At 38.4% G+C, this 16,653-nt stretch carries 8 protein-coding genes; 7 read left to right on the top strand and 1 reads right to left on the bottom strand.

What is annotated here, in order from left to right:
• Window positions 1-77 precede the first annotated feature (77 nt).
• The 6 genes from pglZ (at window position 78) to NST18_RS08085 (ending at window position 12,167) form a co-directional block, all read left to right on the top strand.
• Window positions 78-2,030, top strand: coding sequence for a BREX-3 system phosphatase PglZ (gene pglZ, locus NST18_RS08110; RefSeq protein WP_340721340.1), 1,953 nt, complete (start codon window positions 78-80; stop codon window positions 2,028-2,030).
• A 3-nt stretch (window positions 2,031-2,033) separates the two neighbouring features.
• Window positions 2,034-2,747 carry a hypothetical protein gene (locus NST18_RS08105; protein ID WP_340721339.1) on the top strand — a complete coding sequence of 238 codons (714 nt, stop codon included), beginning with the start codon at window positions 2,034-2,036 and terminating at the stop codon, window positions 2,745-2,747.
• Between the two features lie 40 nt (window positions 2,748-2,787).
• Complete coding sequence (locus NST18_RS08100; RefSeq protein ID WP_340721338.1) at window positions 2,788-5,988, top strand: DEAD/DEAH box helicase; 3,201 nt, start codon at window positions 2,788-2,790, stop codon at window positions 5,986-5,988.
• Between the two features lie 159 nt (window positions 5,989-6,147).
• The gene (locus NST18_RS08095) at window positions 6,148-6,741 is read left to right on the top strand and encodes a hypothetical protein (protein ID WP_192954343.1); all 594 of its coding nucleotides are present in this window, start codon (window positions 6,148-6,150) and stop codon (window positions 6,739-6,741) included.
• A 403-nt stretch (window positions 6,742-7,144) separates the two neighbouring features.
• Window positions 7,145-10,447, top strand: coding sequence for a DISARM system helicase DrmA (gene drmA, locus NST18_RS08090; RefSeq protein ID WP_340721337.1), 3,303 nt, complete (start codon window positions 7,145-7,147; stop codon window positions 10,445-10,447).
• Window positions 10,448-10,487: 40 nt separating this feature from the next.
• On the top strand, window positions 10,488-12,167 hold the full coding sequence (locus tag NST18_RS08085; RefSeq protein ID WP_340721336.1) for a DUF1998 domain-containing protein: 1,680 nt from the start codon (window positions 10,488-10,490) through the stop codon (window positions 12,165-12,167).
• Window positions 12,168-12,321: 154 nt separating this feature from the next.
• On the opposite strand, the gene NST18_RS08080 is transcribed toward NST18_RS08085, so the two are convergent.
• Window positions 12,322-14,835 carry a sigma-70 family RNA polymerase sigma factor gene (locus NST18_RS08080; protein ID WP_088223263.1) on the bottom strand — a complete coding sequence of 838 codons (2,514 nt, stop codon included), beginning with the start codon at window positions 14,833-14,835 and terminating at the stop codon, window positions 12,322-12,324.
• 432 nt (window positions 14,836-15,267) lie between these two features.
• Here NST18_RS08080 and NST18_RS08075 point away from each other — a divergent pair, with 432 nt between their 5' ends.
• Entirely contained in the window at window positions 15,268-16,497 is a 1,230-nt protein-coding gene (locus NST18_RS08075; RefSeq protein WP_064214420.1) for an IS110 family transposase, read from the top strand.
• Window positions 16,498-16,653: the final 156 nt, after the last annotated feature.

The following is a 16,653-nucleotide window of genomic DNA, read 5'->3' as shown; positions in this document are numbered from 1 at the left end:
AGGCTTTCAATCTTTAACATTGTTATAATGTAATCATAATGGTATATGCGGTGAAAAAATCTTTTTAAGGTGAGACCATGAAAACTTGGCGTGATGAAATTGTCCAAAAGTTTGTCAATCAACCTTATTCGTTACTGTTAGTCAATGATCCGGATTTTTTATTGAATGATGAAGAAATTCTTCAACGATTAAGAGAGAATGGATATGAAGTCATTCATTTTAACGATAGCATCTTTATTCGTTACATGTATGAGTCTCAGTTTAGAGAGAAAGTCAAGCAAAATCAATTAAAATTGCTTTTCTTTAGTAATGATGAAAATTACATTTATTTTCCATATGATTTTTTACAACATGGATACCATATTGAATTAAAGATTAGCGAGTTATTTCCAAAGTTTTCACCAGGAATTGTTAAACAGCTAGATAAAGAAGATTTCGATGTCTTGTATACTGCACATAAACAGTATCAGGGTTCTTCTTCTGATAAGGAAACGTTGGAATACATCGTTAAACATGCTTATAAAATTGTCCATGAGCTAATTGATAGCGAAGTTGAGTTATATAAATTACTTCTTTCGATTCATTATGCTAAGAAACAATTACCGTCGATTGTACAGCAGTTTTTAATCGAAAAGTTATCAGGCAAAAACGTATTTGAAGGAATACCTATAAAACGTTTACTTACATCCTCTACTTATTTCTTTCAATATATAGAGAAGCAATGGGTTACATTTGTTCATCAACTCATGGAATGGGAAGAAGGAAGTGTATTAGAAGAAAGTCCTTTGTATTTGGCACATCCATTTTCCAATCCTGATGTTAGAAGGTTGATGAACGATTTATTTGCAGAAGGATATATTAGAAAAGTAAAAACGAACGTATCATATTCTTTTCCAACTTGGATGAAATATGGTGTAGAAGTGGATGAAGATGGTTCATTGCAGGAAAAAATTCGCCATCTTCATGAAAAAATCATGGAGCAAATCACTTCTGCATCCCGCTATAAAGATTGGATTAATATAATGGAACTGATGGCTGAATACAAGTGTACAGTTTTAGATACAAACAAACAAGAATATGAGAGCGAAGTAAATGTTCTTTTCTGTAAAGTAAACGAAATGTTTGAAAAATGGATGATGGAAGGCTACCGTTCATTAACAAGCCTGCCGCCAGTTCCTAAACCGAAAATGGTTCATCATATTGCACAATTTCTTGCATCGAAGCGTGGACAAAATGAAAAAATCGCTTTGCTAGTATTGGATGGGATGAGCTATGTGCAATGGAAAAAAATCAAGTATTATTTAACCAATAAAGGTTTTTCTTTTGAGGAAAATGGTGTATTTGCTTGGGTTCCGACATTAACATCGGTTTCTCGTCAAGCCATTTTCGCTGGTAATTTTCCATCTTTATTTTCACAAAGTATTGGCACAACCGCAAAAGAAGAGAGCTATTGGAAAATATTTTGGGAAAACAGCGGACTATTAAAACAATATGTTTCATATCAAAAAGGATTAGGAAAAGAAGCCTATAAAAAGGAAGGAATTGCAGCGTTTAAACGTCCGAACATTAAAGTATATGGCGCTGTCATTGACATCATCGACCAATTTATCCATGGAGCCGTACAAGGTGAAAAAAGTTTAATGTCTGAGCTGCAATTATGGTTAAATACAGACTATTTAGCGCAATTATTAACTGATTTGCATCGCGAAAAATTCACCATTTACATTACATCTGATCATGGAAATACGGAAAGTGTAGGTATTGGTAGAATTTCTGAAGGCGTATTAGTAGAACAAAAAGGAGAACGGGTTCGAGTTTATACAGATACCATTTTGTTTGAAGATGCAGTGAAAAAAATAGGTGGTATTCCTTGGACCGGTGTAGGGTTGCCGGGAGACTATCATGCTTTATTAGCTCACTATGGACAAGCATTTGTCAATAAAAGTGAGCGAATTGTTAGCCACGGTAGTATTAGTATGGAGGAAGTCATTGTTCCTTTTGTGAAAGTGATTCCGTCTTTAGGAGGATAACAAATGGTTAAACCAGTAGGATTTGATCAGAAAATAATGTTACATCATTTAGATTTTACTGCGAATGAAGCGAGGAAATTATCAAGAAAGGAAATGTATGAAGCTTTAGATTATTTTTTACGAAGTGATATTCAAGGGGCGAAGTCTAGAAAAAACGCCATCACGATGTTAATGAAAATTTGGTATTTAGTAGACGAAGAAACTATTCCATTACGAGACAAAGCACTTGAAATGTCTCCTCATTTGACAAAAGAAGAGCGATTACTTGTTCATTGGGGAATGACGATTCTTGCTTATCCATTTTTTAAAGACTTGGTACAGGAACTAGGAAAGCTGTTTCGTTTGCAAGATGAAGTTCCAAGCGCAGTAATCGGAAGAAAAATGAAGGAGTTGTACGGGGATCGTAGACGCGTAGAAGTAGCAACAAGTGCGGTATTAACAAGTATAAAAACGTGGGGAATAGTCGATTTGTTAAAAAGCCGTTCATATAAGTTGCGCCCAAAAATGTCAATAACATCAACGGATCTTAATCCATTTATTACAGAAGTGATTTTACGAGCAACGAATGTTACAGCCATGCCTATTGACCTGCTTCATAATCATTCTTTATTCTTTCCGTTTTCATTTGAGATAAGTGCGGCAGAGTTACGAAATAATCATCAGTTTCGTATAAATAGACAAGGAGTCGATATGGTGACAGTCGAACTGTCTTTGTGATCATGATTAGGTTCCTATTGTTTTCCGTGGAGGGTGTATGATGTTTAACATTGGTGAAATTGTACATGGACCGCATTTTCCAGAAAGTGTTGAAATTAAGCGCTGTGAATTATTTGGAGAATTCTACATTATTGAAGCCATCGGGCGAGAAACAAATCAATTTTATGAGCTTATGCTGGAGAAAGAGAAATTAACAGATTTAAAAAGTTTAAAGGAAAATAAAAGCGAAAGCAGTGTTCAAGCGATTGATATTCAGCGGTATTTACAATATTTAATGCTACACAATGAGGTTAAGTACTCGCGAACAAGAGCATTAGGGAACAAAAAATTATTACCATTACCGCACCAAATTGAAGCAGTTTACGGCAGAATGCTTCAAGTTCCACAAATTCGTTTTTTACTTGCTGATGATCCGGGTGCTGGTAAAACGATTATGTCTGGGATGCTAATCAAAGAATTAAAAGCTAGATATAGTGTGGAACGTATTCTAATTTTAGTTCCTCCTTTAGTAGTGAGACAATGGCGAGAAGAATTGTTAGAAAAGTTTAACGAACATTTTCATATTATTAATCGAAATGTGTTAAAGGAATACGGCGGAAAAAATCCGTTTGTAGCCAACGATTTATGCTTAGCTTCTATGTATTGGGCTGCGCGGGAAGATATTAAACTATTAATTCAAGAAGCGGAGTTTGATTTAATTATCGTTGACGAAGCGCATAAAATGGCAGCGTATACACACGGAACGATAAAAAAACGCACTTCAAGAACAAAACTTTATCAATTAGGTGAGTCGATATTACGTAAGGCACCGCATTGTTTGTTGCTGACTGCTACTCCGCATAAAGGTGATATGGAGAATTTCCGCCATTTAATGAAATTAATCGATGAAGATATTTTCTCGAATATAAGCGGGAATGAAAGTTTACGTGAAAAAACGAACCCATTCATGATCCGCCGTTTGAAAGAAAGTATGAAAAATTTTGACGGAACACCGCTATTTCCAAAACGAACGACGAAAACAATTAAATATACTTTGACAGACGAAGAGCTAGCCTTATATGATGCGGTAACGCAATATGTAAGAGAGCATTTTAATCGAGCGATAAGCAATGGAAGTAATAGTACTGCATTTGCGATGATGCTCCTGCAACGTCGTCTAAGTTCGTCTTTGGAAGCGATTCATTTATCCCTTAAAAGAAGATATAAACGTTTAGTCCAGTTATACAAACAAACAGAGCAAGAAAGACAAAAGTATATTAAAAAGCTAGGACATATTGAATTGGAGAATTATTTAGAAGAGGCGAGCGAGCAACAGGAATTGATTGAGAAACAGTTGGAACAAGCTGTAGATTCCATTGATACGACCGAATTAAAAAAGGAAATTATGGTTTTAAAGAAGTTAATCGAACAAGCGGAAAATCTTAAGTTATACGCGGTAGAGAAAAAGTATCAAGAATTAGAGAAAACGCTGTTTGGGACAAATGGACTGCTTCAACAAAATGAGAAGATCCTCATTTTTACGGAATCTACAGATACATTGAATTATTTAGAAAGAAAGCTTCTTGAGCATGTACCAAAAATCGCGAAAATTGTTGGTAGTTTTTCAATGGATGAGCGCAGAAGACAAGTTGAACTTTTCCGAAACGAGTGTCAAATTATGCTCGCGACTGATGCAGGTGGAGAATCGATAAATCTCCAGTTTTGTAATCAAATGATTAACTATGATATCCCTTGGAATCCAAATAAATTAGAACAGCGAATGGGACGTATTCATCGTATCGGGCAGAAGAACGAAGTGTTTGTATTTAACTTAGTAGCGCAAAATACTCGTGAAGGTAGTGTCATGACTCGTCTGCTTGAAAAAATGGAGCAGATGAAAGAAGACTTAGGATCTGATTTAGTTTATGATTTTATTGGCGAAGTTTTAGAAGATAAGTTTGATAGTTTAGCCGACTTAATGCAGGAAGCAATTTTAAGCCGAGAACGTCTGGATGATGTTATTGCCAATATGGAAAAAACATTGTCGGAAGAGCACCAAAAGCTATTGAAGCTCATGCAAGAAGAAAGAATGGTTGAGGATCCGCTTGATTTATCGATTTTAAAACGTGAGCAAAATGATTTGACAGTAAAACGCATTCCAATTCGGGCATATACAGATTTAGCAACGTACATTTTAGAAAAGAAAAAAGTCCGAGTCTATGATACAAACGATGGGAAAGTAAAGCGCATCGAACGGTTGCCGAAATTTATTCGCGATAGCTTACCCGAGTTATCTAAATATCAAGGAGAAAGCTACCGTTTCACTGGTGTACGTGAATACGAATCGGAGGAAGTCGCTTTATTATATAGCGATCATCCGATTTTTAGACTAAGCATGGGGTTAATGAAAAAAGAAAATGAAAAACGTTCATGGGGAGAGTATTTAGCAACATATGATGTTCCAGAGCCGTTAAGAGTGGAGATATACAATATTAGTGTTGTTGATGGAACAGGAAAAGAATTAGAAAATCATTATATTCACCTAGCGAAACGAGAAAGTGGTGAAATCATTTCACTTGACCCATACTGGCTATTTGTCGGAAACTTTTACGAAAGTGTTGTTGAGTTAAGTGATGATAAAGTAAATGAGTGCCTTGGACACGTGCTGAAACATGCCTCTTTTATTAGGGACGAAATTCAAGCAAAGCGCCAAAAACAATTAGACAAGCTGCAGGAATTTTTAGAGAAATCATTTCATGAGCAATACCGTGACACTTTAGAGAAGTTGGAGAAATACCAGCAAGAAAATATTGATAATCGTAATAGCGCCCTCATTAACCAAATGAATGCGCACTTAATTGATCTGGATATGAAAAAAGAAGAACGTCTAAACATTATTCTTCGTCAAAAGAATATTAGTATGAAACCGCCAAAAAGGATTCTCTCGTTGCAAGTAGCGCCTACAGGACGCAGTAAAAGAGTGATGGCTATTGATTATAAAGAAGCTGTAGAGAAGTACGAAAAAGCTAATGGCCGAATCAATATCAAGATGTTTGACTGCCTCGCTCTAGTTGATTTCTATAGTGAACGCTTCAACGGCGAAGAACGTTACATTCTGTTAACGCATGATCCGAATTATATGCCATCGGAAGAACACTTGGAAGACTTAGCTGATATCTTGAGCAAGCTCTATATTTATGTAGTGCAAGACGGCCAAATCGTTCAGGAAAGGGCAATGGCTGAGGAAATTTTTGTTTTTTGAGGAAAGGAGATGAAGTGCCAACCATTTCGAAAGAAGTATGTAAACAGTGTCAGAAGCTGTCTGCAACGATCACCGAAAGATTCCCCAAGATGATGAAATTGTTGAAAATATGAGTGAGTATTTACATGTCTTACTAATATAAGTAAAGGATGAGTCATATTGAAGGGAACAATTTACTTAATCAGAATTAAGGACAAGAAGATAGTGCCTGCTCTTTGTTTGGATGTGTTTTCAGATGGCTTTTTATTTGCACAACTGAGAAAAGCCAATGAAGAAGATATATTTAATACGCTAGATAGGGAAACAATGGAACGAATCAATAGAGGAAGACCCGAAAAAGATCATATAAAAATTAGGGAAAAGTATGAAATCAATACGGTATTTATCGATCAACCGCCAGGATTAGATTCCAAGTCTGTTGTAATGGTTAAGAAACGATATAAAGTTCAATCACATGAGATTATCAAGGAAATAGCAAAAGTCCCTGAAGAAATTGTAATTAAGTGTCACCAATTAATCGAGCAAATAAATAAGATAGACAAGCTGCAGCGCGAATTACATTATCTTAAGAAAAAGGTTCAATTGGCACAATTCAATAATGAGCGTTATTCACATTATGAAGCAAGAATTGATGAGATATTAGAAGAAATTGGGTATCCGACAAGGAGAAGAGGTAGTAGAAGAGCATATCTTAATTATAGAGAGGTTCCAACTAAAGGATATATAAAAATTTATCGTGGGGGCCGGACATAAGCTTTTTCCTGGCCAGCTTGTGTCCTGTTTAAAGTTATTTGTGTCACCTTAGTAAAACTTCACACAGGAAGGTGAGGAATAGGACACCGATATCACAGGCTTTTCAGTGATCCATGTATGGATTTCATGTAACTTATTGTTCTCCGCTACTATCGAAAGATCGAAAATCACATACTCAACACATCACAAGGATGTCCGCGCGACGTCCTTTTTTGATGGAGTATACAGTAATAAATGGAAGAAACTTATTGCGCTTGGTTTATCACAATTTATGGTAAGATGAAAGAGAAGTTACTGTGAAATGAAGAGAGTGTGGAATAGCCATTTGTCGACAGGCGGATAAAACTGGCGACTGAAAGAGTTTTTTGAAAGAAGTATGTTGGATAGCGAAAGGAGATTATTTATGAAACCAGGGGCAAAGAAATTGCTTGAATACTTAAAAAGTCAAAAAGAGCTCAAGTTATCAGAGATTAAAACAGTAGGGGATTTCTGGACAGAAAAGACGATTAAACGGTTTGTGGAAGAGTATAGTGATGTTTTTATTATAGAAAATGAGAAAGTGAAACTTAAAGATATACAAACCTCACAGCCTCAAATGGATATGAGCGAATACGTTAAGATGCGTTCGATCATCCATTCAGAATTAGAAAAATTTCTTGTCGGTCCATTTGAAGAAAACGAAACGTTAGGTCGAAAAAAGACACCGATGGCTCTTTATTTAACAGGGAAACTTGTTCCATTTGGTTCAACATCGGATGTTTTAAATGAGGAAGAAAATCATATTGAAACTAAACAATTGCTAGAAGATGAGGCAATGGATGAAGTACTAATTCATCGGCACGTGTTTCGCCCATCATCCATGGGGTTCAGTTTTAAAATGAAATCCCTTACGGATATAAAAGTGCAAATCAGTTGGGGGATGTATGATGATCAAGAACATACACGAACGCAATTGCAAGAAGAATGGAAGTTTGTCCCGGAAAACCGGACATATGAGGCAAAAAATGAACCGGCTCGCGTACGTTGCAAGGTAAAATATCATGACGGTTTATATCACGTTAGCTTGTTTTTAATGAACAGCTATGAACGGGACTCATATCCCAAACAAAGCGAAATTATGTTTCAAACAAAAATGGTTGTAGAGGTTCCAAAAGAAAATATCGCCGTATTTTCTTCGAAAGCAGACGCGAATCATTATGAAGATGAGCTATTATATGGCCGTCATTCTCATGAGTATGCCGTCGGTCACGGGGTCGGTGTTGATTGGAGAGAAAGCGATCGTTACGTCATCATTGAGAGCAAATGGCTGCCATTTTATGAGCTGCCTGCAGTGGAACATCGATCTTTTTCGAATGTTCGCTTTTTCATGAAAGAATTGAGCGAAATGGATGAAAAAAGGCTACACGAAACATTGTCTTTCATTCCTAACCAATACGAAAAATGGCTGAATGAACAAAAAAAGCATATTTCATCATTACCGAGCCATCTAAAAGAAGTAGCGAAAAGAAATGTTCGAGAGATTGAGAAAATAATTAAGCGGATTCGAGAGGGAATTAGTCTAATTGTAAATAACGCACGCGTAAGGGAAGCTTTTCGGTTTGCGAATAAAGTTATGGTGACTCAACAAGCTCATTCGAAGGTAGCTTTGCATTATCGTAGTTTCCAAGAAAGAATACAGCCGAAATATACAGGAGAATGGCGTCTGTTCCAGATTGCGTTTCTATTAATGAACATTGCTGGAATGGTTGATCCTAACCACGAAGATCGGGAAGTGGTCGATTTAATTTGGTTCCCGACAGGGGGAGGAAAGACAGAAGCATATCTAGGGCTAGCGGCATTCACCATGGGATATCGTCGCTTGATGGGGAAATCAGATTGTCCAGAAACGTATGCGGGAGTTACTATATTTATGCGTTATACGTTACGTTTGTTGACGACACAACAATTTCAGAGGGCCGCAGTTATGATTTGTGCAGCGGAGCTCATTCGGCAAAAAGAGCCTGAAAAATATGGGGTGGAACCGTTTCGTATTGGGCTTTGGATCGGACAGTCCTCATCACCTAATACATATGAGGATGCCATCGAGAAAATGAAACAAATAAAAGAAGGAAACGAAATATTGGAAGGAAATCCGATGCAACTGACGCACTGCCCGTGGTGCGGAACAGAGTTGACAGCGGAAGACTATTGTGTTGATAACCATAAGCAAGTGATTCGCTGTCATTATCATAAATGTCCTTTTTCAGAGGATAGTGGAATTCCAGCTCTAACGATTGATGAGGCTATTTATCAATACGTCCCTACCATTCTAATTGGAACTGTTGATAAAATTGCACAAATTGCTTGGAAAAAAGATATGTATGAGCTGTTTGGATATAAAAACTATTATAGTTTTGAAAACGGTTTTATTTTTTCTGAAACTAATAAACGTGGATATAGAAAGATCCACCGTTTGAAGCCACCAGAACTCATTATTCAGGACGAGCTTCATTTAATTTCTGGTCCATTAGGATCTTTAACAGGTTTATACGAATTAGCGATTGACTATTTGTGCCAGCACGAAGGAAAAGGGCCGAAGATTGTTGCCTCTACAGCTACTATTCGTGGGGCGAATGAACAAATTCAGCGTCTTTACGGCCGAAAGGCGAGTCAGTTTCCTTTACCTGTGCTAAAGGCTAGCGATAATTTTGTATCATATGAAGTCCCTACGCAGCAAAAACCTGGTCGATTATATGTTGGTATTTGTGCGCCGGGAGTTAGTGGGAAAATTCATACAGTTCATGTTTATGCAGCATTAATGGCGATTAGCGAAAAGTTCAAAGGAGATGCGATTGACCCATATTGGACGATTCTAGGTTATTTTAATACGGTAAAAGAATTAGCCGGCACAACGATGCTATTTAAAGATGAGATCCCGGTTCGATTAAAACTGTTGAATGAAGAACTTGCGCAAAGAGATCTCTATGTGGAAGAAATGACGAGCCGAAGAAAGGCACGAGAAATACCAAGTCTATTGTCTTTAATGGAAAAAACGTATAAAGAAAAAGGGGCACTTAACGCTGTGCTTGCAACGAATATGATTTCTGTAGGTGTTGATGTTAATCGTCTCGGAGTAATGGTTGTACATGGGCAGCCAAAAACAACATCGGAATATATTCAAGCAACAAGCCGCGTTGGGCGCATGTATCCCGGTCTCGTATTAACATTGTTCAATTCCTTGCGTTCGCGTGATTTATCGCATTATGAAAGATTTCGAGCGTATCATAGTTCGATTTATCGCTTTGTAGAGCCTACGAGTGTTACGCCATTTGCGTACGGTAGCCTTCAGAGAGGATTAACTGGTGTGTTAGTTGGCTCTATACGTCAAGGTATACCAGCCATTAGCAAAGAACAAAGCGCGAAGTGTTTTGAAAGAAATGAAGAGGTAGAAAAGATTAAGCAGTTCCTAATGAAACGAGCGATGCAGACAGGTGAGATTTCAGAAATAGAATTTGAAAGAAACATCGAGGATATTTTGCAATGGTGGATTGAAATGACCGATAAACATGAGAAACTTGCCTACCAAAAATCAAAGTATAATCGTATACCTTATTTATTGAAAGCATTTGGGAACGAAAATGCACTGCAAGATGCCAGACCTGCTATGCATTCGCTTCGAAGCGTAGAGACAGAAATCAAAGTAGTTAAATGGAAGGAAAAAAAGTAACCAAAATTTAATTTATTGAGGGATATTGAGGTGTGAAACGGTGAGTAAACAAATGGGACAGTTAAGACCAAGTCAGTTATTATTTTACCATGGACCCGGAGCCATCGTAGATATGCTAAAAGGAAGTGTTATGATTATGGCTGCGGATTTGTGGGATTTTAAAAGAAAAAATGAAATAGAAGATGAACGAATAAGGAACGCATTGGGCGTTTCTCGATTGCGGTTACTGAATGAGGGACAAGATAAAATGAATATAACGGCAAGACCGTTCCCAAAATGGAAAATATGTCCGAAATGTGGAATGATGACGGAGTGGGAAAAAACTGAGTGTTATCATTGCGAAAAAAAAGGCTTAAAAGTTGAATTGTTCCCAAGCCGCTTTGTTTTAGCGTGTAAAAATGGTCATATTGATGATTTTCCGTGGATTGATTGGATTCACGAAGAAAAGGGATGTAAGCAACCGGTATTAAAGATGACTTATCAAGGGGTAGCGGGATCCCTCTCTGATATGTACGTTCAATGCGTAAAATGTAAGAAAAAGAAATCATTAGCTCATATTATGAGTTTTACAAAAGCGTGTAATGGAGAACGCCCTTGGATAGGAGACCAAGAACAGTGTAGCGAACAAATGGAAACAGTTTTACGTGGGGCATCTAAACTGTACACACCGCTTATCTTTAGTACATTGGGCGTCCCTTTAAGTGATGGGAAGGACGATATTTTAGTTGAACGAGTGAAGAGGCACAAAGAGGCTCTAAATATTGCCAAGAAAACAGGATTTTTTAAGCAGATGGCAACGGAGTTACTACAAATTGAAGAAAGTCAGTTGTCGCTGGTTGAACAAATTTTAAATGAAGATCACGAACAAACTGTATCATACGAAACTATTCGTAAACAAGAGTGGAATACGATAGTAAAGAAAAATGTCGATGATCTAGAGGATACGGGGTTTAAATGTGTCGGGGTAGATATTCATGAACGAATGAGCCCATATTTTTCATCTATTGTGAAAATAGAATCGTTGCCTGAAATTCAGGTATTAAGGGGATTCACACGCCTTCATTATTTAGACCCGTTTGATACAACAGAAATTCCTGTTTGTTCGGTTATGAAAGACGTAAAATCGTCTGGTTGGTTGCCTGCTGTGAAAAATTTAGGAGAAGGTATATTTTTTCAATTTGATATTCAGAAACTGATAGAATGGGAAAATAGAGAGTGTGTAAAAAAGGAACTATATACCATTTTTGATCGTTACAATAAACGGCGGCAACAAATGGGGAATACATCTATTCATTTAAAAGCTCGTCATATATTAATTCATACGTTCAGTCATGCGATGATTCAAGAATTTGCGAGGTTTTCTGGATACGCCACTACGTCGTTGCGGGAAAGGCTGTATTGTAACGAGGAAATGCATGGTGTACTAATCTACACGGCTTCTACGGACTCAGAAGGTGGATTAGGCGGATTAATTGAATTGTCTAAGCCTGATAACCTATATGAGATCTTCGTGCGTGCATTAGAGAAAATGGAACATTGTTCATCGGATCCCCATTGTTCGGATGCACGATTTGAATTACAGTCTACGATTAACGGTGCAGCTTGTCACGCTTGTGGGTTTGTTTCCGAAACGTCGTGCGAATGGGGAAATCAACTTCTTGACCGACGTACATTAATTCCTTTAAGTAACGGTGAGGATCTCGCGTTTTTCGAATTGTAATCTATTTTATGTGAGAAAAGGGTATTGTGTCGGATCGTTCATTCTTAACGGATGTAGCGATGGCATTGACCATCGCTACTCCTTTTCACATTCACAAAAGTCAGCTTGCTATTCATTTGCAGTAATAAGCACACAAAATGCACTGCATGACGCGTTACTTACCCAAAATATCCATTGAATACATCCTTTTCTGATAAGGAAACCATTTTTTTAACTTCTCTAATGCTTTATTCTCAATTTGGCGCACTCTTTCACGGGAAATGCCGTATACATTTGCAACTTCTTGCAACGTCATTTCCTCTCCTGTCAAAAAACCGTAGCGATATAAAATTACGTTGTATTCTTTGTCGTTTTTTGCATTTTGTTTTAAGTAGCGGAGAGCTGCGGTTACTAGCAGACAATCACATATTTTTTCCTCATAGCTATTTTCGTCTTGGAGCCATTGGCATTCCTCAGGTTCCTCGATCCGCAAGTAGTCAATATTTACGTTTCTTTTTATACTATCATCCTCGTACATAGGGTTTTGGAAGAAGCAATACAGGCGTGCGCGTATTTCATCATTTGCTTCTTCATCATCGTACTGCGAATAAAGTTCCTCAAAGCTTATATAATTTGTCTTGTATAACATATAATCATAATCCGGTGATACGGTCTGTTCATTTGCTGATAGTTGGGATTCAATTGTTTGGTCTTCTTTCATAAGCTGCATGATTCGGTGAATCGGGATTCTAATAAGACTACAATGATTTAATTTGTAACGCTGAAGATGTGCAAATAAATGCCGCCGAAAATAATGATAAAAACTTCCGCCCATATCTGGATTATAGCGGTTATATGCTTTATTCAAAGCAAAATAGGCTTCTTGATAAAGATCCTCTAAAGGAATAAGCGAAGAAGAAAAATTTTTTGCATATTGATAAATTGTAAAAGAGTAGTATTCCCACGCCAGTGAAAGAAACGTTTCTTTCGGTAATACTTTATACTGGCGATTAGTTAAACGGCGCTTTGTTCTGTTTGAAGCAAGTGCCCGATGTTTAAATATTTGACGTAATGAAGGAAAGTACTCCTTTTTGGAGTATTCCTTTTTTTCTTTTGGAATTTCCATGTATTTTTTTCTCCATTGACGAGGATTAAACCTCCAATATCCTACTTTCCCTTCAATATTTTCAAAAAAAGGATAGGAAGATAAGGTGTTACGAATGCTGCTCTCAGCGTAACTACTCTCCTCCTGTATATCGCGAACTATTTCACGAATATGTAATCCTGATGGATGAAGCATGAGCAGTTCTGCTAACTGTTGCATTAGCGACTTAGTGCCGTGCTGTTTCATTTGAGAAAGCTTTGCGATATCTTCATATTTCATTTGTTCAGTATGTGCCTTCTCGTCAAAAGCCCCTAGCCTCATATACAATTGTTCATTTTCAAGGAAGAACTCTAGTTTTTGGCCTGGCTCTAAATCGTAATCAATCATCAAATTGCTAAGGTGTTGCCCATATAAAATATTTTTATGTTCATCGTAACGAAAGATAAGAGGGATTGATTTTTCATTGTCTAAGAAGTGAACGATTAAACAACTATTTTGAATCCAGTCCGTAAAATAGTGTGCAGCTAACGTCTCTTGAATTCGATCGTAATAGCGTAAAGTATAGCTTAGCTTCTCCCTTTTTTTCGTTCGTGTTGTAGTATTGACAGTTCTTGTTTTTGTTAATATGGAATGTGAAGATTCTTTAGAGTTATCTAATTCTTCAATGCGCTCAGAGATCGAAGAAAGGTTAGTAACTCCGTATAGTCGTTGTTTTACTTCTATGACTGGATGTTCTTCAATTGTCGAATATGCTAACGAATCTTCATCTTCATTGATTAACATAAGTTCACTATCTAATAAAGGAACAATCCGTTTAATAGCTGCAAAATATGAAGAAAATAGCGCTTGATGGGGCTGTAATTGAAAAACATGTCGAATGACATCACGAATTTTTACAAAACCTTCCTTATGCATTACAAATTGTTTAATAGTAGGTATGCTAAGTGCGACTTTTTCTTTAATATAATCGGTTATTTGAATGGAAATAAATGAGTCAAGATCGTTTTTTTCAACAAGTGAGACCATTTGTTTCCGATCAACAAAAAAACGCGGATCAATTTTTGGAAAAAAATAAGCATAAGGGTCGTCAATTGAATATTTCAATAAAACACTCCGGTACACGTCAGAAACGGGGATTTTGTCAATATGGTTTTTGAGCATGTAGCGAAAGACTAAATCATTTAATAAATTCCATTTACTTAATACAATATAGATATTTCCATCTTCAGAGGAAATAGTATCAAATCTCGGATCTAAATAAATGTCACTCATGGTAATTTGAAGTGATCTGGAATAAAGTTGCGGATAAGGATTTATCTTCATTTGATGATATAATCTATCTAATTTCTTATTGTGAATTTCTTTGCGAGAAAAATGATCATCTTCCTCCGTTTTTTCATAATAAAACTGTGCTTCAAGGGGAAGCTTGACAAAATTTCTCGCTTCTTCAACAGGAAGACCTCTCCCATTTCCCCAATGTGTACGAACGAAATCGACAATAAGATCACGATGAAGCGGGGAACCAAGTGTACGGAATGCTCGATTAATCATTGAGATATTGCTATAAACAGGACCGTTTTTCACATTACTCTCTCCTCGTATAGTATGTTTAGAAAGATTTTTAAATCGAATTTCCAGTTGGATATGCTCCTTGACAATCGCATATGTGTAAGTGATTTGCCCACGGGGGAGGGGCGCGCCCCTCCCCCGTGGATGGCACTACATCGGGGTTGGACTTTTCGCGATGTTCTTGGATAATGGTCTTAGGATCATCGGGGACACTCTTCTCTCTCCTGTAGCTTTGACTACTTAGAAAGTCTGTCTCCCCGGCTCCTGTTCGGACTTCTAACCCGCAGGCTGTTCCCGTTGGTTTCCCATGCTGGAAGGAGCAGCTTCCAGGCAGCCCATGGCCCAACGTGAGTTCTCATATGCGAGGGTGACTGGTCAACAGGCGCGGTCCGGGGGCATCCCGAAGAGTCCCAACCCCACGATCCTACTACGATTGGAGGTGATCTCATGAAACTCTACGTCGGGATTGACGTGAGCTCAACGGACTTATACACGTGTATCATGGATCAAGAAGGAAACACGTGCGCCCAATTCAAGGTGGACAATCATCTCCTTGGCGCGACCTTCCTTCGCGATCAAATCCTCCTGTGGGCCAACAAGCTCCAACCATCCGAAATTCTCATCGGGATGGAAGCCACTTCGGTCTACAGCTGGCATCCAGCGATGTTTTTCCACCAACAGGAGGAGCTGAAGTCTTGGAATGTCAAGGTGTTTACCATCAATCCAAAGCTCATTCGCAAATTTAAAGAAGCGTACACTGACTTGGATAAAACGGACGGCATCGATGCGTGGATCATCGCCGATCGGCTTCGCTTTGGCCGTTTGAAAGTGACAGCTGTCATGCAAGAACAGTTTATCGCCCTTCAACGGCTCACGCGCATGCGCTATCATCTCGTCCATCAGCTGACTCGGGAAAAGCAGTACTTCCTCCAACACTTGTTTTACAAGTGCAGTTCCTTTACCCAAGAGGTGGACAGCTCCGTGTTCGGACATGCCATCTTAGAGCTTCTTCTCGAGTCGTTTAGCTTAGACGAAATCAGTCAGATGGACGTGCAACAGCTCGCTGACTTCTTGCGCCAAAAAGGACGCAATCGCTTTGCCGATCCGGAATGCATCGCCAAGTCCATTCAAAAGGCGGCTCGTTCGTCGTATCGGCTTTCCAAATGTGTCGAGGATTCCATCGACTTGCTTTTAGGGCTATCGATTCAATCCATCCGTAGCCTTCAAGCGCAAATTAAAGAGCTAGATAAAGCGATTACTCGCCATTTGGAAGGCATCCCAAATACGTTACAAACGATTCCCGGCATTGGTCCGGTCTACGCCGCTGGCATCTTAGCCGAAATTGGACAAATCGAGCGCTTTGACAACCAAGCCGCCTTAGCAAAGTATGCAGGTTTGACTTGGTCTAAGCACCAGTCCGGTCGGTTCCAAGCCGAGGAGACTTCCCTCATTCGTTCCGGCAATCGCTATCTCCGTTACTACCTAGTGGAGGCTGCCAACTCGGTACAACGGCATGATGCGTCGTTTCGCACCTATTACCGGAAGAAGTATGAGGAAGTACCAAAGCACCAACACAAACGAGCCCTCGTCCTCACCGCTCGAAAACTCGTGCGTGTGATCGATGCGCTGCTACGCAACGGTCAAATCTACACGCCAAGAAAGGGGGAAGATCGATAGGGGTATCGATCTAACTGATTTTGCATTAAAACCCAGTTAATGACATAAGACAAGACTGGGCTTCTTAAGTATTGCCTTTTTTCGGGTCATCGGACAATCGAATTTCCAATTTCGATGATTTTTCACCTTGACATATTACCGCAGGACTATAGTTCC

The sequence above is a fragment of the Anoxybacillus sp. FSL W8-0104 genome (assembly GCF_038004465.1).
Classification (GTDB): Bacteria; Bacillota; Bacilli; order Bacillales; family Anoxybacillaceae; genus Anoxybacillus; species Anoxybacillus flavithermus_G.
Note: the sequence above shows the minus strand (reverse complement) of the source record. Positions and strands in the feature narration are given on the sequence as shown.